A 20,920-nucleotide genomic window follows, 5' to 3' on the forward strand; every position below is an offset into this window, starting at 1 on the left:
TTTTTTAGTTTCAAAACGAAATAAAAATGCCCTTAAAGCCTGTAAAACACTGGGCTCAAAGGGCATTTTAACTTTTGAAACTGTCAAAGACAGGATTGTATATGCTTCTCTTTTATTTGTCAACAATGATATAAAGGGAATTAAAATTAAGACATTAAAACTAAGAATATAAAATAATTATTGAAATTTTTGAAAAATATAATATCTGCCATGTAATATGATTGTAACATAAAAAATGCAGGATTGCATCAATTTATGCATCCTGCTTTAATATATTATTTATCCTTGGTATTTGCGGTAATTTCACCTTCTCCGACGCCTTCTGTCGACTCTTTCATAAACAAAACTTTAGGTGTCAAAACTATCAAGATAAGGTCCATCCATATACTGTAATTTCTTATGTAATGCAGATCAAGCTTTAATTTATCATATGGTGTTGTATTGTACTTGCCGTGAACCTGTGCATATCCTGTAAGTCCCGCCTTCATTTTAAGTCTCATAGAAAATTCCGGAAGCTCTTCCATATACTCTGCGGCAATCTCCGGTCTCTCAGGTCTTGGACCTACAAGACTCATTTCACCCTTTATTATATTAAAAAGCTGGGGAAGCTCATCCAATCTGGTAGCTCTTAAGAGCTTTCCGACTGCTGTGATTCTGTCATCATCTTCTCCGGCAAGCCTTGCTATACCGTCCTTTTCCGCATCTTCTCTCATAGTTCTGAATTTATATATTTCAAACAGCTTTCCGTCAAGTGTAAGTCTGGTCTGCTTATAAAATACCGGACCTTTGTCTGTAAGATGTATTGCCGCACCGAACATGACAAACAGTGGCAGAGTAATTATTATACCTATTACGCTGACTACAACGTCTATGATTCTCTTTACCAGCATCTGATCGGCCTGAAGCCCCTCATTTCTTGAAAGAAGAATAGGTGTATCAAACAGATTCAGATTTGTGGAAGTTCTTATCAATATATCGCTTATCTTTGGTATCATATATACTCTGATACCTGCATCATAACATTTCTTTAAAAGCAGATTTCTTTCATGTGAAGGTATATCTCCTACAACCATACCTTCAAACTCCTCCGCTCTTTTCATTATTTCATCAATACCGACTTTGGTACTTATTACTCCGCCTATTATATACTTGTCATCTCTGGCACCTATTTTTTCCATTATGGAAAATACCGGTCTGTTTCCATAGACTACCAAAAGTCTTCTTGGCGGAAAGAGCACACTGTATATCCACTGAAATAAAAAAACCCAGGCACATACCAATGCGGCATCTATAACAGTTAAAATTATAAACGGTGTCGGTGCATGAAATCTTTTATCCACCAATGCAAGTATAATATATCCTATTACATTGGCTATCAAAAGCGATAAAATATGAGAATAGATTATATTACCTCTTTTTAAATAACCTATTTTTAAACCGCCGTATGTCTGCAGAAAGAAAAACAGCAACATTCCGTACATTGCAGCCAACAGCCAGATTCCCCTTCTCCAGAATCTTACCTCTATAATAGTATTCAGATGAAAATACCATAGCGCCCAATAAAGCCCTATTTCTATTAGCAATATGATAGCTGCCGAACCGAATTTTACAATTCGTTTATACTGTTCCTTTGTATTCATATCTCCTCCAATACCTCTCACTCCGATACTATTGTAGCATATTTTTAATATATGTATTTATAATTTTGTATTAAGAGATAAAATCTTTTATACTGACCTTAACAGTCTTTCAAGTTCATCATATCTTTCAACATGATTCACCCTATCCCTAAGTGCCGATGAGCCCTTCATACCATGTGTGTACCATGCAACATGTTTTCTCATCTTTCTTATAGCCATAATTTCATCATCATATTGCATTTGCAGTTTGCAATGTTTGAGTATCATATCCACGATTTCATCTTTCTCGGGTTTTTCTATGATTTTCCCATTCAAATACCCTCTGATTTCTTTGAATATCCATGGATTTCCTCTTGCCGCTCTTGCAATCATTATCCCGTCACAGCCCGTATACTCATACATTTCTTTTGCACTTTTGCCGTCCACCACATCTCCGTTTCCGATTACCGGAATGCCGAGATTTGACTTTACAGCCTTTATAATGCTCCAATCCGCCTTACCCGAATAGTACTGTTCCCTGGTTCTGGCATGTATGGCAACAGCACTTACACCTGAAGCTTCGGCTATTTTTGCAATTTCCACCGCATTGATATTGTCGTCATTGAAACCTTTTCTTATCTTTAATGTAACAGGCTTTTTTACACTCTTTACAAGCTTTGTAAGTATCTCTTCTACAAGTTTCGGATTCTTCATAAGCGCCGAACCTTCACCGTTATTTACTATCTTCGGTACGGGACAACCCATATTAAAGTCGAATATATCAAAATCTCTTTCCTCTATACTTGCGGCCATTTGTGCAATTATATCGGGGTCCGAGCCGAAAAGCTGCAGCGCAATCGGATGTTCCCCTTTATCTATTTTCATAAGCGGTTCCGTATTTTTGTTTTTAAAATAGATAGCCTTTGCACTCACCATCTCTGTAACAAGAAGTGAAGCTCCCATTTCTTTGCATAAATGACGAAATGGCAAGTCACTTACACCTGCCATTGGTCCTAGGCACAAACCGCCTTCTATATTTATATTTCCGATTTTAAAATCTTTTAGCATTATTCCTTATTCTTTCTAAAAATAAACAGCTTTGAAAAAATATAATTAAGTATAACTACGACCACACTTGAGACTATTTTTGCAATTATCCAGTTTCTCTTTAATAAGTCTACTCCAACAAACATAATCGCCGTATCCAAAAAACCTGTAAACAATCTTGCCGTAATAAAGCCTGACAGTTCAACTGCCAGTTTTGAAAACTCAAAGCTTTTACTTTTAAATACCCATATTTTATTTGTTATAAAGGCAAAAAGAACGGATAATATCCATGCAATCGTATTGGATACCAAGTTCGGAAATTGGAGCTTTGTATAGCAAACATGGTATGCCGCAAAATTTACAAGAGTGGTCAGTACACCGAAAATAAGATACAGTAATACACTCTCATATTTTTTTATATAATATGATATTTTTTCAAGCATAATTATTCTGCACTCTCTCCCAATATCACCACTTTATAAAACAATTCCAGCTGTGACAAAAGCTCTTCTTTTTTTCTTTGGTATAAGCTTATCTTCAAGCCGCTCTCTATCTCGTCAAAATAAAAATCGGCATCATCAACTCTTACACAAAAGCTCAAATTACCGAACTTATCAAACTCCATAGTAAGTATGCCTCCCGCCTCTTCGGCAAAAGACACACACATTATTTTAAGCTCGTTTTTTATCTCATCCGGCAAAAGCTTGAACTTTTCATTGAAATAATACTTCTGAACATACGAGCTGGCACCACATAGCACCATATTTTCACTGTTTGTCCAATCGTAATTATATCCGTCTATCATTTCAGGCATATTATCTTACCAAAAGCTTGCTTATTCTGAATTGATCTTCCGGTATATCCTTAGTCATTGCCAATGCTTCCTGAATATCAAAGTCAACATACTCACCGTTTTTATATGCAACAAGTCTGTTTGAATGACCTGCCAATAAAAGCTCTACAGCCTTTGCTCCCATAATTGAAGCATAAACTCTGTCCTTACATGTAGGCGCACCACCTCTTTGCATGTAACCTAAGATTGTAGCTCTTGTCTCTATACCTGTAGCAGCCTCTATTCTCTTTGCCATGGAAGTTGAATGTCCGATTCCCTCGGCATTGATTATGATATGATGCTTTTTTCCGCGCTTTCTGTTTTCAATGATTCTGTCAATCAGCACCTGCTCGTTTCCGTCATATCTCTCAGGTAAAAGCACATCCTCCGCACCGTTTGCAAATCCGCACCAAAGTGCAATATATCCTGCATTTCTACCCATTACCTCAATTATTGAGCATCTCTCATGTGATGTGGAAGTATCTCTTACCTTATCAATAGCTTCCATTGCAGTATTTACCGCAGTATCAAATCCTATAGTATAGTCTGTACATGCTATATCAAGGTCGATAGTTCCCGGTATTCCTATAGTATTGATTCCCAGTGCTGAAAGCTTTCCTGCACCTTGGAACGATCCGTCACCACCTATAACGACAACTCCGTCTATACCATGCTTCCTACAGATTTCGGCACCCTTTTTTTGTCCCTCTGCTGTAGTAAACTCCTGACATCTTGCAGTATAAAGAATTGTACCGCCTCTGTGAATAATTTCAGACACGCTGGTACTGTCCATATCTACTATCTCTTCCTGTAAAAGTCCTGCATAACCTCTCATGATTCCCTTTACATTTATTCCGTTATGTATTGCTGTTCTAACTACCGCTCTGATAGCCGCATTCATTCCCGGTGCATCACCACCACTTGTCAAAACTCCTATAGTTTTTATTGCCATATATTTCCTCCTATTTTAAAAAACGGATCTACTCTTTTTTCTATATGTAATTTATATAGTATATCTCGGTAAGAATATACATATATAAATATCTACATCATTTTATATTAATGAAAAACATTTTTCAATAGTCTTGTCATGGAATTAACAAATTCTAATTTACAAAATGCAAAGAGCATTATCAAAAAATCTAAAACAGATTTCTTAATAATGCCCTTTTATATGCACGTCTTGCTTCGAATGCCATTCACAAGCGTTACAAAAGCAGTTAGCTCTGCGGCGGCTATCTCACGGCACATGAAAGGTCTTCCTTAGTGCTGCTACATTCCTGTCCTGACACGGTTCGAAAGTTTCCATTGCGTGGGGACCCCCGCTTCAACACCACTTACTCCAGACTGCCAAGCAAATGAACACCCTAGGCAAGACATCACCCCTACTAAAGCGGATTGTAGGTACAGGACACCGCTATCTTCCCGGCTGTGCATTAACAAGTATACTTGCAATGATCTATATTTGTCAAATGATTTTTGATGTGCTAAAACAATTGCTCTCTCATTTTCTCAAGCAAGCTTATAGTAAATTCCATCCTGTCCTCGGTTGAGATTTTCTCCTTATCCCTGTACTCCCAATTCAGTACCTTGTCATATTTTACAGATAAATTCTTTCCGAAGGACTTTAAGAAAGCATCGAGGTTATCCGTTTTTATCTCTTTATTTTCTCTCATTGTCCACTTTATCTGCAACTTATTCACAATAATATCGGTAATAAACATACTGCTTGCCAGAGCCTTTATTCTTGCAACATACAAAAGATTGGCAACAGACTTCGGCATCTCACCGAATCTGTCTATAAGCTCATCCTGCATATCAAGGAAATCCTCCTCGGTTTTTACCAATGCTATCTTTTTATATATCTCAAGTTTTGTCTCTTCATTGGAAATATAGCTGCTTGGAATATAGGCACTGCTGTCTATCTCAACACTTGCCTCCACTTCTTCTTCCACAGGCTTTCCTGTCTTTAAGGCTCTTACCGCAGTGTTTAAAAGTTTCACATAAAGATCGTATCCGACTTCTTCCATATGACCATGCTGAGTTACACCCAGTACATTTCCGGCTCCTCTTATCTCAAGATCTCTCATTGCAATCTTTATTCCGGAACCGAGTTCCGTAAATTCTCTTATTGCCTTAAGTCTCTTTGAAGCTTCCTCGGACAAAAGTTTATTTCTCGTATACATAAGGAAGGCATAGGCACTTCTTTTGCTTCTTCCGACTCTACCTCTAAGCTGATAAAGCTGTGAGAGTCCGAGTCTGTCCGCATCATGAACAATTATGGTATTGGCATTCGGAACATCAAGACCTGTCTCCACTATGGTTGTGGTTACCAATACATCCACATCACCATTGATAAAATCGACCATTCTTTCTTCCAAATGTCTCTCATCCATTCTTCCATGCACATATTCCACATTTATATCCGGTAATAGCGCTCTGACATGTGCGGCAACTTCTTCTATATTGTTGACTCTGTTGTAAAGATAATACACCTGACCGCCTCTGGCAACCTCTCTTCTGATAGCCTCTTTAACCGTCTCATCATGATACTCCATTACATAGGTCTGTATCGGCTTTCTGTCAACAGGCGGCTCTTCCAATACCGACAGATCTCTGATACCCGAAAGTGACATATGAAGAGTTCTCGGTATCGGTGTTGCGGTAAGTGTAAGCACATTTACATTTTCACAAAGCTGCTTTAATTTCTCCTTATGTCTTACACCGAATCTTTGCTCCTCATCCACTATCACAAGTCCGAGTTTTTTCGGTGCTACATCCTTTGATAAAAGTCTGTGTGTTCCTATCACTATATCCACAAGACCTTTTTCCAGATCACTGACAGTCTGATTCTGCTCCTTCTTTGTGTTAAATCTGGAAAGTAAACCTATTTTTACAGGAAAGTCCTTCATTCTCTGAACAAATGTATTGTAATGCTGTCTTGCAAGAATGGTTGTCGGAACAAGGTAAAGTACCTGATATCCTTCCTGTATTACCTTAAAAGCAATTCTTAAGGCAATCTCAGTCTTACCATATCCCACGTCTCCGCATATCAGACGATCCATTATCTTTCCGGTCTCCAGATCTCTCTTGGCATCCTCTATGGCTTTTATCTGATCATATGTCTCCTCATACTCAAACATTTCTTCAAACTCTCTTTGCCAAAGAGTATCCTCTCCATAGAATACACCCTGTCCTTTAAGTCTGCTTGCATAGAGTTCCACAAGCTCCTTGGCCATCTCTTCGACTTCCGTCTTTACTCTTGATTTGGTCTTACTCCACTCTACTCCGCCAAGCTTATTGAGTTTGGGTTTTTTTATTTCTCCGCCGCCGTATTTTTGTATTCTGTTCAGCTTTGAAACCGGTACAAAACAATTGTCACCGCCCTGATATTCAATCTTTACATAGTCCTTAATTACATCGTCTCTTTCTATCTTTTCTATACCCTTATAGATTCCAAGACCATGGTCTTCATGTACGATATAATCGCCTATATGCAGTTCGCTTAATGAGGTTACTCTGTCACCCTCATATTCTTTTTCTCTTCTCTTTTTCTTCTTCGGAGTTTTAAAAATATCGGTTTCCGAAATCAGCGCAAAATTGATCGCAGGATATTCAAATCCCGAGTGAATATTTCCAACAAATATTGCAATCTGCCCCGGAGCGATACTTATATCTTTTTCACCTTCAGAAAAGAAAGCATCCAAGGAATAATCATTTCTAAAACTGTCCGCAAGTCTCTTTGCTCTGGTCTTTGATGCACAAACAAGGGCAACTCTGGTTTTGTCAGCTCTGTATTTTTTCAAATCGTCCACAAGATTTGTAAAATCTTCATGGTATACTCCGCTCATTCTTGAAAATACGGAGTACATTGCTTTGATTTCCAGTTCCTTTATTCTGTTATCAAGTCCTGTAAGTGCAATACTCGGCGCTTTATTCAAGCTGTGAAACACCTCATCGGCTCCGAATATATCGGGAATATCTTCTTTTTTGTACTGTCCGGATTCTATTCTTCCGGCTGCACTTTGATTATATTCATCTTCCGTTTTTCTTGCCTTGTCCATGGTTCTTGCAGGCTCATCAATATATATAAGGGTATTCTTATAATCAAAATATCTTAAAAATGACTGCTCACCGCCAAGTACCTTTTCTCTTGCCGGATAAATATTTACATAATCCAGCTCATCAATCGATCTTTGACTTGCCGGATCAAAACTTTTCATAGCATCTATTTCATCATCCCAAAGTTCTATTCTCACAGGATATTCTTCAGTAAGCGGAAAAATATCTATTATTCCTCCTCTTATTGAAAACTGTCCGGGATTACTTGTTTCAAAGCTTCTCTCATAGCCTATATCCGTCAGCTTTTTTGATATCTTTTCTATATCGATAATATCTTCTTTTTTAATCTCCAAAGTGGCTTCACAAAACTTATGATAATCTTCAAGTTTATCCATAAGAGCGTCCACCGTTGTTACTATGACTCCGCTCTTATCCTCTCTTAAATGTTTCCATACTTCCACTCTTTTGGCTGTTATCTGTGAGGATCTTATATCTGCCGTAAAAAACAAAAGATCCCTTGCAGGATATAGATAAACCTCGTCCAAAAAGCAGCCTATATCTTCATATAGCCTGCTCGCATTGTCCTCATCATATGATATAACAAGTTTCCAAGCCTTTTCTTCTTTCATAAGCTCGGAAATCAGATGTGCTTTTCCCGGCTCGGACATATCACTGACCTGCACCGGGAATTTTTCTTTTTCTATACTTTCTTCTAAAGATTCAAAATCCGCTAATCTTTTTAAGGGATTTTCAAATAAACTCATATTCTTCCTTACTTTGTCTTTTTGGTATTGTATCTGTTCATTGCAGTGTCGTACTGACCTTCCACCATAAGCTTTATCGCCTCTATGGCATCAGATGCCGCCTCATCAAGCAGTTTCTTGTCTGTATCGCCAAATCTGCCAAGTACATGATCCGCCAGATCCATCTTAGCCGGCTTTTCACCTACTCCCACCTTGACTCTCGGAAAATCGGATGTTCCCATATGTGCAATCAATGACTTGATACCGTTGTGACCGCCTGCACTACCCTTTAATCTGATACGCAAATTTCCCGGCTCCAAGTTTATATCATCATAAACCACTATGACATCTGCCGCCTCTATCTTAAAATAATCCATAAAGGCCCTCACAGATTCTCCGCTATTGTTCATATAAGTCTGTGGCTCTAAAATAATTGCCTTTTCATTCCCTATTCTGACCTTTGCGAAAAGTCCCTTATATTTTCTTTCGGATATATCCTCTCCAAGCTCATATGCAAGTTTTTCCACAACATAAAAACCCGCATTATGTCTGGTATTTACATACTCTCTTCCGGGATTCCCCAAACCAACTATTAACTTCATTTTACTTTCTTTTCTATCTTTATCAAATAAATTCTTTAATATACCAAGCAATGCCATTGTAAAATTATATAGCCGTGCTATATAGCTTTCCTCTTATATTCCCTGATACTTTTATCTCTTTATATTCTTCCGGATACATTCTTGTAGACATCACCTGTTTACCGTCATTTACAAATACTTCCACAGAGCTTGCATCAATCATAAGCCTTAGATTTTCTATACTCTTAGTTCTTAAAAATCTTTTTTCTCTTCCGTATCCGTTTGCAATAAATGAAAGCTCCAAGTCTCCCCTGTCTGCATCAAAATCAAGCTTTAAAGTATCAAATATTTCTATCTCAAACTTATCACCGAAGTTTTGAAGTTCCAAATCAAATGCTCTGTTTTCATCCGAAACTTTATAAGAGATATTTTCTTCACCATACTCAAACAGCTCTTTCCTTAAGTGTTCAAGTTCTTTAACAGGCTTCATATATAATGTATTATTTGCAAAGTCAAGCTCTCTGAATACACTCATACAATGCTGATATCCATATTCTATAGTCGGATTTGTATAGCTTGCATCAGGCATACCCATCCAACCAAGTAAAAGTCTTCTACCCTCATGTACAAATGTCTGTGGTGCGTAAAAGTCAAATCCGAAGTCGGCTTCCTTATACTCCGTTATAAAGCCGTTTGTTCTGAAATCACCCTCTATAATAAAGTATCCGCAGGAGTAAATATTCTGGAATTCATATTTTCCTCCCTCAAGTCCCTGTGGACATGCCATAAGGATCCACTGTCCGTTTATCTCAAAAAGATCCGGACACTCCCACATATATCCTATTCTTGCCATGGTTTCAAAGGTACGGATATGCTTCCAGTTATCGAGATCCTCCGATTCAAAAACCAACACCTCTCCCTTATCTTCCATAGTTCTGGCACCGATTACCATATAGTATTTGCCCTCGTATTCAAATACCTTTGGATCTCTGACATGCAAAGACAGTCCTTCCGGATAATCCTTATTGTACATAACGACTTTACCGGAGTCCGGCTTTATTCCGTCTGAACTTGTCACATGAACTGTATTACTCTCTCTACCTGCATATATATAGTCAAAATCTCCGGCTTTTTTCACATTTCCGGTATAGAAAATATGCATGGTATCATCCTTTATAAGAGCAGAGCCTGAATATGCACCGCTTTTATCATACTCATGTTCCGGTGAAAGGAATATCGGTGCCTCTTCCCAGTGTATCAAATCCTTTGACTTTAGATGTGCCCAGTATTTATTTCCACCATTCGGCTCATAAGCATACTGATAAAACACATGGTAATATCCTTTAAAAAAACAAAGTCCGTTAGGATCGTTCAGCCAACCGCTCTTTGGCTCTATATGATATTTTTGTCTCCAATTATTCATTTTATTTCCTATCTATTGATTATCACTTACCTGTCTGTTACTGATTTCAAGAAGCTTGGTTCTCATTTCATTTTCTATATTCCTTAGCTCGGCTTCCGCTTCTTTTCTCTTTTTTCTACCCTCATCCTGTATCTTTATAACTTCATCAAATGTGGATATAAGAGTTTTATTTGTGCTCTTTAATGTCTCGATATCTATTATTCCACGCTCCGATTCTTTGGCTGTTTCTATGGTAGCGGCCTTTAAGCTTTCGGCATTCTTTTTTAAAAGCTCATTGGTCATATCGGACACCGCCTTTTGTGCCTTTGCGGCATCGGTGGAATGCTTTAATCCTATAGCAATTACCATCTGATTTTTCCAAAGAGGAATGGTATTTACAATGGTTGACTGTATCTTATCAGACATCATGGAATCATTGTTTTGAATAAGTCTTATCTGAGGTGCCATCTGTAATGATACTGTCTTTGTAAGCTCCAAATCATGTAATTTCTTTTCAAAACGGTTGATCATCTGTGAAAAATCTTTAGCTTTTTGTGTGTCCTCAGGCAGTCCGCTTTCATCAGCTTTTTTGATAAGTTCCGGCAATTCTATATTGTTTGCTCTCTCAAGTCTTTTCTTACCTGCCATAATATACATTGACAGTTCCTTGTAGTAGTTCATATTGAGCTCATACATCTTATCAAGCATCAAAACATCTTTCATCAAAGTTACTTGATGATCCTCTAAAGCCTTTGCAATATTATTGACATTGACCTCTACCTTGTCATACTTAGCCTTAATATTTGCAAGCTTATTTCCGCTCTTTTTGAAAAATCCGAAGAATCCCTTGTCCTCTTCTTCAATCTCCAAAGAACGAATTTCACCTACCACTCCGGCAAGCATATCGCCTATCTCACCGAGATCTTTAGTCTTAACTCTCTCAAGAGCATTTTCCGAAAACTCCGCAATCTTTTTTTGACTTCCGACACCATATGTAAGTACAGCCTGTGAATTGCTTATATCTATTTTGGAAGAAAACTCCTCTACAAGTCTTTCTTCTTCAGGGGAGAGTTTTATCTGAGGTGCACTCTCAGGCTTTGCAGTCTCCACTACAGCGGTTTCAGGTGCCTTCTCCTCAATATCAAATGTCAGACTTGGACCTTCCTTTAACATATCATCCAGTGAATCCATATTTATTTCATTGTTCTTTAATTCATTATCATTCATAGTCTCACCTCTCATCTTCTTCCATTCCGCCGCCTATCAATCCTTCCTTTGCAAGCATAACTTTTAATAATGCCGCATCGGTGTCCGCATCAAATGCGGTATCCTTAAAAAGACGGTTTTGGAATTCACCACAAGCTTCATTTATAGACTCTATTGTCAATTCAATCTCTTTTTTAGTATTCAAAATATCACTGTCCGGTGAAATAACATTGTCAAAATCGGAATATATCTTTATGAGCTTTACAGTTGTAGGTAAATAATACTTCATAAGCTTATAAAGCTTCTCTGTTTCCTTAGGCTCCTTTTCCACCCTGTCAAATATTGCAGTAAGTATAGTCTCAAGCTTTGTAAGCTTGGATGACATAGGCTCCTTTGTTATTCCAAGATGCAACTCTTTAATGGATATAATATACTCCCTGCCCTCGGATATAAGGCTTCCGTCTTTAATATCAACCTTTTTCTCAATGATATCATTCTTTCTTTGTTCCGATTTTCTTTGCTCCTCCAGCGCCAAATAGCCCTTATATACATCATGACTTAACATAAAGCATTTATTTTCTTTATCCAGATGGCCCTGTGTGAAAATCTTTTTGTCTATCATTTTCTTTAAGTTTTTTACCACAACTTCAGGACTTTCATTTGAAATCACAGCAATATCTTCTATGTTCATATAAGTCCTATTATTCATTATACGATAATATCTGTCCGCCTTTTCAACCAGACTAAGATTACCGATTGCCGGAATTGCAAGAAATGCTCCTATTCCGAAAAAAGGTATAAGTGCAATCATCGGCACAACCCATCCGGTAAATGAAATAGGAAGTACGGTCAGTGTAAGTACAAGTATCGGAATACCGAAAAATATCATCATAGGTAATCCGACAAATATCCTTATAAACAGATCCGATCTGTTGGTCCTTAAATAAATATTTGTCCTATTGCTTTTATTTACCTTTACACTCACTGCATTCTTATTATAATTTTCCTTTGTAAGATTGTTCACTTCCCTCAGGCTGTCAACAACATTGTCTGCAAATTTCTTTGCACTGTTTCCTATATCCGTTTCATCAAAAATATGATCTATATAACCTCTGATACCGTTCCAATCCTTTTTTTCCTGCATACTCACCTCGTTAATACTTCCTGATATTTTTATTATCCCACATCTTTACATGCATATCAATATTAAACACATTTTACTCTATAGTAACATATTCATCCATACAGGCTTTCTTTTATATAATATATTTTTTGCTTAATTCTTTTTGAACCTGATAATATTATAAAAAATCTATGAATAATATTAATTATATTCATTGATATCCATCTTTATTAGGAGTATAATATCTATGAATAAGTATGAATATATTCATAGAGTACCGAATTTGAAGGAGGAGTATGGGAAAAGCATTCAGTGAAAAAGAAAAGGAAATAATAAAAGAAAATATTATGAATACCGCCATTGAGCTGTTTCATAATAACGGGACAAAATCTTTAAGCATTTCGGAATTGACCAAAAGAGTCGGTATTGCACAAGGCAGCTTTTATAATTTTTGGAAGGATAAAGATTCACTTATTATTGATCTGGCGGCATATAGATCCGGTCAGAAATTAAAAGCTCTTGAAGAAAATTTTTCAAGCTCAATTAAGGATCCTGTGGGATTTTTAACTGATGTCATATACAAATATTCTTTGGATTTGATGCAAAAGATAAAAGCACAACCTGTATATGAAGAGGCATTTAAAATACTGAAAACAAAGAAATCTGATGAGATGAATCAAATAGAAAAACTGTATGGGGAGTTTTTAAAAAAGCTTGTAAATTACTGGAAGGATAACTCTGTAGTAAAGACTGCCGATGAATGTGGTCTTGCTGGTGCCTTTATAGGAAGCTTTTTACTATGTACAGACTACTATCTTTTTGATGAGAAATATTTTGAAGATATACTTAAAACTTATATATCCGCAATTGCAACCAAGTATATAAAGATTTAATATTTTAAGTTTATAAATTTTTACAGGCTTTTTGCATACCACAATTTTTTAATGAAACAGGGGGGAATATGATACTTGATTTTATTGATATTAAAAAAGAAGATATATCACTTGCCGGTGGAAAGGGGGCAAATCTTGGAGAACTGACTTCTGCTAAAATAAATGTTCCAAATGGCTTTGTAATTACAGCAGATGCCTATAAAGCTTTTCTAAAAGAAAACGGTATAGATAAAATTATAGAAAAAAATTTGAGAGAAGCATCATTTGATGAGAGTACTTTATTAAAAGCCGCCGAATACTTTCGTAAGCTTATAATATCCGGAAAGTTTTCAAAAGAGATGCAACAACTTATAACAGATAAATACAGAAGTCTTGGCGAAAATATAAGAGTTGCAATTCGCTCATCTGCTACCGCTGAGGATCTGCCTGATGCCAGTTTTGCAGGACAACAGGAAAGCTATTTAAATGTACAGAGTATAGATGATATCCTCTCTAAAATACTTAAATGCTATGCCTCACTTTGGGGTAACAGAGCTGTAAGCTACAGGCTTCACCAAGGCTATGATCAGACTTGTGTATCTATTGCAGTAATTGTGCAGGAAATGGTGGAAAGTGAAAAATCCGGAGTACTCTTTACAATAAATCCGCTAAGTCAAAACGCAGATGAAATGCAAATAAATGCAAGCTATGGTTTGGGAGAAAGTGTTGTAAGCGGCAGAGTAACTCCTGACATCTATATTGTCCAAAAAGACGGCAAACTTCTTGAAAGCACCATAGGTTCTAAAAAAACAAAGATAGTGTATGGAAGCAAGGACACTATAGAAATAGCTGTAGATGAAGATAAAAGAAAAGCAAGAGTTCTAAATGATAATGAAATATCAGAACTTGTAAACTGCGGTCTAAAAATAGAAAAGCATTACCATATGCCTATGGATATCGAATGGGCTGTCAAAGATAACAAAGTATATATTTTACAGGCAAGGGCTATCACCACATTAAAAAATGATAATGAAAAAGCCCTTATAGACAGTTACTTGAAAAAAACAAGACCAAATAAGAGTATGCGTAAAAAAATGTCATTTCAACTTGAAAAAATGCCCTTTGCCTACAGAGCTTTGGATTATGATTTTATAATGGCAATCAATAATCAAAAGTCCAAAATATTTGCAGAAGGAGGCATAATCTTTGACACCGATCCGCAGATAGATAATGACGGCATACAGACTCTTCCAAAAGGTAAAAAGGGAATTACCAAAAATATTTTTCATATATTTAAAGTCCTAAAACAAATCAGAGACTTTAACAGTTGTGCCAAAATCTGTGAGCAGTTTATGGATAGATATGAGAAATATATCTCAACACTGAAATCCAAAGATTTTGAAAATATGAGCCTGACAGAGTGCAGAGAGTTTTTAGAGTACAGTTATAAACTGACTAAGGATCTTTCCTATGACAGATTTAAATATGCTCTATTTCCTACAATGCTTGTATTTGATAGATACAGTAAAATCCTAAAAAAAATAAATCCTGATTACACCGCCTTTGATCTTTATAAAAACTTGGATAATAAGACTTCAACGATAAATAATGATATCTCCAAAATGACAGAAAAAATATCAAAAAACAATAATTTAAAGGAAGCTATTCTTCTCGGCGAAAGCTACAAAAACTTATATAATGAGTTTGATGATTTTAAATCTATGACTGATGACTTTTTGCAAAAAAACGGTTTCAAATCAGACTATAACTGCTACTGTCTGGAGGCGAAAACATTTATAGAAGATCCTGACAGGCTCATTAATATTTTAAAGCCTATATTGGCTTCTACTTTTACCAAAAATGAAAAAACAGAACGTTTTGATGATTTAATGCTGAAGCTAAAGTCAGTTTATGGCAGTAAATATAAGCACATGGAAGCCGATATTAACAGCCTTCGATATTTCCATGTTGTTAGAGAAGAAAGTCAGTATTTATGGGAAAGCTTATTTTACTATGTCAGAAAATGTGTTACTAAAGTAAATATGCTTCTACTTGAAAATGAAAATTATAAAACCGGTATATCCAATCTTTTCTTTAATGAACTGATAGAAGCTATGAAGAGAGGATATCTGAATAAGAAAGACCTTGAAAATATCAAAAACAGGAATGAAAAATTTCCACTCTCAATAAAAGTATGGCAAGCCTCAAAGTTGCTTATCTTTGATGCGAAAGGTGATATTTTAAAAGGTGTAAGCGGTAGTGTGGGCAAAGCAGTCGGAAGAGTTTGCATTATTCAAAGTCCCAAAGAGTTTTATAAAATGAAAAAAGGTGATATTTTGGTTTGTCATCTCACAGATCCTGAATGGACCTCTCTTTTTAAGCTGGCAAGTGCTGTTGTGGCGGATACCGGTGCAGCACTAAGTCATGCCGCAATAGTTGCAAGAGAATATAATATTCCGGCAGTACTTGGTGTGGGTTTTGCAACAACAAAATTTAAAGACGGCGATATGATACAGGTAGACGGCGATACCGGAATTGTCAGAGGATTGTGATATGAATAATGAAATAAGAAGAAAGGCTATTTTAAATGATGCTCTGCTGCCATTGCTGATAAGAACCTCTATTCCGACTATTGTCGGCATGCTTGTTATGGTAATCTACAATCTTACCGATACCTTCTTTGTAGGTATCTTAAATAATAAATCTATGACCGCCGCAATAGGTATAGTATTCAGCTTTATGAGTTTTATACAGGCAATTGGATTTTGGTTCGGCTATGGAAGCGGAAATATAATGTCAAAAAAGATTGGTGAGCAAAATGAAAAAGAAGCTAAAAGCTTAGCTTCCATCGGCATATTCTTTGCAATATCAATCGGCATAATTATAGCTTGTTTATCATGGATTTTTATTATTCCGCTCTCGAAATTTTTATCAGGCAATGCTTCAGATGATTTGCTTGAGTTTACTGTGAAATATTTAAAAATAATTATTTTAAGTATTCCATTCGGACTTTATTCGCTTACTTTATATAATCAGCTTAGACTTTGTGGAAATGTAAAAGAGGGAATGACAGGTCTGCTCTTTGGTATGATCACAAATATCATCCTGGATCCTGTAATGATGTTTAATTTAAAATTCGGATTTACAGGAGCAGGCTATGCCACTCTTATAGGACAAATAACAGGTTGTTTTGTGCTGACATATTTCTCCTTAAAATCAGGAAATATAGCTTTTAATTTAAACTTTAATAAAGACAGGATATATCATATTTTAGCAGGAGGTATGCCAAATTTTTCAAGGCAGTCCATTACAGGTATTTCAATGATATTATTGAATATAGCTGCTGCAAAATACAGTGATTCTCTTATAGCGGCTTTGACTGTAAGCTCAAAAATATCAGCACTTTCATTTATGATAATGATAGGCTGGTCTCAAAGTTTTCAACCCATATGTGCCATGAATTATGGAGCAAAGCAGTATATTAGAGTGAGAAAGGCTTTTTGGCTTACAGTAATTATAGGCAGTATCTTTTTAGTTTTATCCTCGATCATTTTATATATTTTTGCAAAAGATCTTATTAAAACCATGACCTCTGACAGTGAGGTTATTTTATCAGCTGTAAAGCTTTTACATATGCAATGTTTAACACTACCTATTTTAGGATTCTTTGCAGTAAGCTGTATGCTTTTACAAAATACAGGAAACTACCTAATGTCCTCACTACTTTCTGTTTCACGCCAGGGACTCTTTTTTATACCTCTATTATATATTCTATCAAAGTCATTTGGGCAATTCGGCATATATATTCTACAGCCTTTTGCAGATATACTCTCATTTGCTTTAGCTGTTTTTATGGTAAACCGTATTAAAAAATTCTTTTGCTAAAATGCTGTACAAAGAAAATACTATATAATTGAATAAAATCTGATTATATGAGAAAATAATATTCTATACTTTAAGTTGTAAAACACCACATAAAATGGAGTGTATATGAATATTTTAGTTGTTGAAGATGAGGTATTACTTGCCTCATCTCTTAAAGAAATTTTAGAAGAATATGGGCATGATGTAATATGTGCCTATGACGGAATGGATGGTCTTGAACTTGCCAGATCTTCGCATTTTGATTTATTGGTACTGGATCTTATGCTCCCAAAATTAAACGGCTTTCAGGTAGCCAGAACTCTCAGAAAAGAAAAAAACGGTCTTCCTATTTTGATACTTACTGCAAAATCCGACATTCTTGACAGAGTTGAAGGACTGGATTCCGGTGCAGACTATTATCTTACAAAGCCTTTTGACAGAAGGGAACTTTTAGCCTGTGTAAATGCTCTGCTTCGCAGACAGGGGAAAGAGGTAAACCAGATAAGTTTTGGAAACACCACTCTTGATATAGACTCATCAGAGCTTATATCCGGTGATAATTCCATTCGCCTTTCATCAAAAGAATTTCAAATGATGAGGCTTCTCTTAAAAGAAGGAAAGAATAATATTTCCAAAAATTTTTTACTTGAAAAAGTTTGGGGATATGACAGTGATGCTACAGAAAACAATGTGGAGGTATATATCGGATTTTTAAGAAAGAAGCTTAAAACACTGTCTTCAGATATATCCATAGTAGCCAGCAGAGGACTTGGATATCATTTGGAAGTAAGAGGTGAATAATGATTGAGAAATTACAAAAAAAGCTTACATTGCTTTTATCATCAGTAAGTATCTTTTTACTTTTATTTATGCTCATCTTCCCATTTCTCTTTAACAGAAACAGTATTTACAGCGGTCTGAGGTCTACTCTTTCTTCCGCAATAAATACACCCATGTATCAGGATTCAGTATCAACTTCATATGCTGTTTTTCAAATGATGTTTGACTCTGAGGGAACTATTATTGATACAAATGGTGCCGATTTTTTTCTTGATAGTGATACAAAGAAAAAAATAATATCAGATGCTCTAAGCAAGATAGATGACAATACCGATAAGTTTTATTCATCTATAAAATCCGGCACTTTGCAATATATTTGTGAGGTCAATTCTCCTCCCGATCACTTAGGTGAAGAAAGGCAACATAATAACAGACCACCTACTTTGTACCGTGTCGCCGTTACAGATTTCAGTAAAGAAATAAAAAACTTGAATAATCTTTCGGTTTTGCTCATACTGCTTTTTTTTATACTGTCTACAGTGATAATACTTTTCTCCAAATACTTTGTAAAAAAGAGCATTCGACCGGTAAGTGATGCCATTGCTTCACAACGACAGTTTATTTCAGATGCATCACATGAGCTTAAAACACCTCTCACAGTTATCATAAATAATGTGGGAAATATTCAAAAAGCTATATCAAAACATTCTTTTCAAGCGGAAAATATAGCTTTACTTAAGAAGAATATTGACGGCATTGATGAAATGAGTGAAAGAATGAAGCATTTGACACAGGATTTGCTTGATCTTAGCAGACTGGAAAACTGGCAGGATAGAAAAGAGCAAATGGGAAAAATAAATTTATCAGATATAGTTACTAAAGAATGTCTGTTTTTTGAACCTTTGTTTTTTGAAAATTCCAAAGAACTGAATTATGATATAGATAATAATATTTCTGTTTTGGGAGATACAAATAAAATAAAGGATCTTATCTCAATCCTTTTGGAAAATGCCATGAAGTACTCCGTATCACATACCGCTCTTACTCTTACTAAGAAAAAAAACAATATTGTTTTATCAGTGGAAAATGATGTGGAAAAAGAACTCTCAAAGGAAGATACGATCAATATATTCAAGCGTTTCTATAGACTTGATGAATCTCACTCAGGTACCGGTTATGGACTTGGGCTTCCTATAGCAAAGGAAATCGTACTTATGCATAGAGGAGAAATAAAGGTATCAAGTAAAAATAAAAAAATATGTTTTGATATATATTTTCATATATAATTAATTGAAAAAGTGCCACTCCGAACTTTCCGGGGTGGCACTTTTTTACTAATCACTTATTTCACAATTTTTATCTGTATTAACTCTTGCAGTTATCAATACAATAGTAGCTATAATACAAAGTAAACTTCCTATTATCAAATAAACCTGTTCAAAAGTTCCGCTTGTACCGTAGATTTCCAATACACCCTTGTATATTGAACCTACCGTAAGTGTTGCTATACCACATTTCCATGGCAGTGTAACATTATCAGTAATCTTTCTTTTTAAAATAAGATTGTTTAAAAGACTTGGAATAAAAAGTCCTATAAAAGGTATCAAGAATGCAAACATCATATAGCTTGAATATACACCATGTGAAAAGTACTCATATATATGTCCGAATATAAATACAAATATTGAGATTCCAAGATAGATCAATGACTTTTTCATCAGTTTTCACCTCCTATATATACTATATCACTGACAGCTCTTTCCTGATTTGAGTGACCGTTTGTAGTAGGATTATTTATAATCTCTCCCTTAAAAACCATTGTAGATGAACCTCCTCCGTCAAGATTATATGCATCAACTACACCCAGTTCTTTCATAAATGTTGCAAGCTCATAAAGACTTAATCCTGCACTCTCGCTTGTTCTTCCGTCTGAAACCACGAAAACATAATGATTATTTCCAAGGTAACCTATAGCTGTTCTTGGATTGCTTGCCATTGCCATTCCTACTTCATCATTTTCGCCTACCGATATTTCTCCATCTTCTAAAAGTATCGGACCGAATGACAATACCTGATATGCTCCGCTTTGTAAAAGTTCTTCTGCACTTGTTTCATTCTCTGAAACAAACTCAAACTCACCGGTTTTAGTTATAACCAAGGCATCTCTGTCTCCGGAAGTATTTCTGTAAAGATTTCCGTTTCTTATAACATATCCTGCCTGTCTTGCACCATAGTAATCACCATTGATAGCCAAAACGGCATTATTCTCTTCTGCCATATTTGAAGTTGTATCGGTAATATTTCTTCCGTAAGTATTATTTGCAAGTGCTGTCTTTAAAACGGAAACATCACTTACCGTTACATCAGCCACATATATATCACTGTCATATGCTCTGTATTGTTTTAATGTAATACTTGTATTGCTGTCTGAATACTCTCCTATAACAGTTCCACCTTCCACAGTCTCTACATTAGTCAATGAAGTACTGCTTGTTGTACCCGTATTTTCAGCTGTAGTGCTGCCTGATGTTAAGTTATTATCTGCTGTGGAGGTGTTCCCGGTTGTATTTCCGTTAAGCTTTTCTTGTATGGCAGCCTCTATGCTTTCCTTTATACTGCTGCTTGTAGTTTGTGCAACTACATTTGAAGCCATTACACTTTGCATCGGATGCGGTATTACAAATGTATCTAAAAGCGCATATGTACTGAATGAAAATAAAAGTACACCATACAATACGCCTAATCTCTTCTTGTTTAATTTCTTCATATAATTACCTCATTATTTAAAC

General features: G+C 35.9%; 17 protein-coding genes and 1 other RNA gene. 5 read left to right on the plus strand and 13 right to left on the minus strand.

Annotation, left to right across the window (positions count from 1 at the left end):
• Positions 1 to 275 precede the first annotated feature (275 nt).
• The 11 genes from HMPREF1140_RS01735 to HMPREF1140_RS01780 form a co-directional block, all read right to left on the minus strand.
• Complete coding sequence (locus tag HMPREF1140_RS01735) at positions 276 to 1,640, minus strand: exopolysaccharide biosynthesis polyprenyl glycosylphosphotransferase (RefSeq protein ID WP_009662219.1); 1,365 nt, start codon at positions 1,638 to 1,640, stop codon at positions 276 to 278.
• 87 nt (positions 1,641 to 1,727) lie between these two features.
• Positions 1,728 to 2,687 (minus strand): tRNA dihydrouridine synthase DusB, encoded by a 960-nt coding sequence (dusB, locus tag HMPREF1140_RS01740; protein ID WP_009662218.1) that lies wholly within the window; start codon positions 2,685 to 2,687, stop codon positions 1,728 to 1,730.
• Positions 2,687 to 3,109, minus strand: coding sequence for a GtrA family protein (locus HMPREF1140_RS01745; RefSeq protein ID WP_009662208.1), 423 nt, complete (start codon positions 3,107 to 3,109; stop codon positions 2,687 to 2,689). The genes dusB and HMPREF1140_RS01745 overlap by 1 nt, the downstream gene beginning before the upstream one ends.
• 2 nt (positions 3,110 to 3,111) lie before the next feature.
• Complete coding sequence (locus tag HMPREF1140_RS01750) at positions 3,112 to 3,480, minus strand: DUF6145 family protein (RefSeq protein WP_007595063.1); 369 nt, start codon at positions 3,478 to 3,480, stop codon at positions 3,112 to 3,114.
• A 1-nt stretch (position 3,481) separates the two neighbouring features.
• Positions 3,482 to 4,450, minus strand: coding sequence for a 6-phosphofructokinase (pfkA, locus tag HMPREF1140_RS01755; RefSeq protein ID WP_007595061.1), 969 nt, complete (start codon positions 4,448 to 4,450; stop codon positions 3,482 to 3,484).
• Between the two features lie 222 nt (positions 4,451 to 4,672).
• An RNA gene (gene ffs / locus HMPREF1140_RS13155) (signal recognition particle sRNA large type) lies at positions 4,673 to 4,935 on the minus strand.
• A gap of 50 nt (positions 4,936 to 4,985) precedes the next feature.
• Positions 4,986 to 8,324 carry a transcription-repair coupling factor gene (mfd, locus tag HMPREF1140_RS01760; protein ID WP_009662204.1) on the minus strand — a complete coding sequence of 1,113 codons (3,339 nt, stop codon included), beginning with the start codon at positions 8,322 to 8,324 and terminating at the stop codon, positions 4,986 to 4,988.
• A gap of 8 nt (positions 8,325 to 8,332) precedes the next feature.
• The gene (pth, locus tag HMPREF1140_RS01765) at positions 8,333 to 8,962 is read right to left on the minus strand and encodes an aminoacyl-tRNA hydrolase (RefSeq protein ID WP_009662203.1); all 630 of its coding nucleotides are present in this window, start codon (positions 8,960 to 8,962) and stop codon (positions 8,333 to 8,335) included.
• A gap of 7 nt (positions 8,963 to 8,969) precedes the next feature.
• A complete protein-coding gene (locus HMPREF1140_RS01770; RefSeq protein ID WP_009662217.1) occupies positions 8,970 to 10,307 on the minus strand; it encodes a glycoside hydrolase family 32 protein in 1,338 nt (445 codons plus the stop codon).
• A gap of 12 nt (positions 10,308 to 10,319) precedes the next feature.
• Positions 10,320 to 11,513 (minus strand): toxic anion resistance protein, encoded by a 1,194-nt coding sequence (locus HMPREF1140_RS01775; RefSeq protein ID WP_009662216.1) that lies wholly within the window; start codon positions 11,511 to 11,513, stop codon positions 10,320 to 10,322.
• Between the two features lie 4 nt (positions 11,514 to 11,517).
• A complete protein-coding gene (locus HMPREF1140_RS01780; protein ID WP_035619716.1) occupies positions 11,518 to 12,636 on the minus strand; it encodes a 5-bromo-4-chloroindolyl phosphate hydrolysis family protein in 1,119 nt (372 codons plus the stop codon).
• Between the two features lie 275 nt (positions 12,637 to 12,911).
• Between HMPREF1140_RS01780 and HMPREF1140_RS01785 the strand changes: the two genes are divergently transcribed.
• From HMPREF1140_RS01785 to HMPREF1140_RS01805, 5 genes are all read left to right on the plus strand, one after another.
• Positions 12,912 to 13,508 (plus strand): TetR/AcrR family transcriptional regulator, encoded by a 597-nt coding sequence (locus tag HMPREF1140_RS01785; RefSeq protein ID WP_009662213.1) that lies wholly within the window; start codon positions 12,912 to 12,914, stop codon positions 13,506 to 13,508.
• A 68-nt stretch (positions 13,509 to 13,576) separates the two neighbouring features.
• Positions 13,577 to 16,039, plus strand: coding sequence for a PEP/pyruvate-binding domain-containing protein (locus HMPREF1140_RS01790; RefSeq protein WP_009662220.1), 2,463 nt, complete (start codon positions 13,577 to 13,579; stop codon positions 16,037 to 16,039).
• A gap of 1 nt (position 16,040) precedes the next feature.
• The gene (locus HMPREF1140_RS01795; protein WP_009662212.1) at positions 16,041 to 17,372 is read left to right on the plus strand and encodes an MATE family efflux transporter; all 1,332 of its coding nucleotides are present in this window, start codon (positions 16,041 to 16,043) and stop codon (positions 17,370 to 17,372) included.
• 105 nt (positions 17,373 to 17,477) lie between these two features.
• Positions 17,478 to 18,152: a response regulator transcription factor gene (locus HMPREF1140_RS01800; protein ID WP_009662207.1), complete on the plus strand. Its 675-nt coding sequence runs from the start codon at positions 17,478 to 17,480 to the stop codon at positions 18,150 to 18,152.
• Complete coding sequence (locus HMPREF1140_RS01805; RefSeq protein ID WP_009662221.1) at positions 18,152 to 19,417, plus strand: sensor histidine kinase; 1,266 nt, start codon at positions 18,152 to 18,154, stop codon at positions 19,415 to 19,417. The genes HMPREF1140_RS01800 and HMPREF1140_RS01805 overlap by 1 nt, the downstream gene beginning before the upstream one ends.
• 48 nt (positions 19,418 to 19,465) lie before the next feature.
• Here HMPREF1140_RS01805 and HMPREF1140_RS01810 read toward each other — a convergent pair whose 3' ends face one another.
• Together HMPREF1140_RS01810 and HMPREF1140_RS01815 are read right to left on the minus strand one after the other, a co-directional pair.
• A complete protein-coding gene (locus tag HMPREF1140_RS01810; protein ID WP_009662222.1) occupies positions 19,466 to 19,849 on the minus strand; it encodes a hypothetical protein in 384 nt (127 codons plus the stop codon).
• Positions 19,849 to 20,898 carry a phosphodiester glycosidase family protein gene (locus HMPREF1140_RS01815; RefSeq protein WP_009662206.1) on the minus strand — a complete coding sequence of 350 codons (1,050 nt, stop codon included), beginning with the start codon at positions 20,896 to 20,898 and terminating at the stop codon, positions 19,849 to 19,851. The genes HMPREF1140_RS01810 and HMPREF1140_RS01815 overlap by 1 nt, the downstream gene beginning before the upstream one ends.
• Positions 20,899 to 20,920: the final 22 nt, after the last annotated feature.

Source organism: Lachnoanaerobaculum sp. ICM7 (assembly GCF_000287675.1).
In the GTDB taxonomy this organism is placed as follows: Bacteria; Bacillota; Clostridia; order Lachnospirales; family Lachnospiraceae; genus Lachnoanaerobaculum.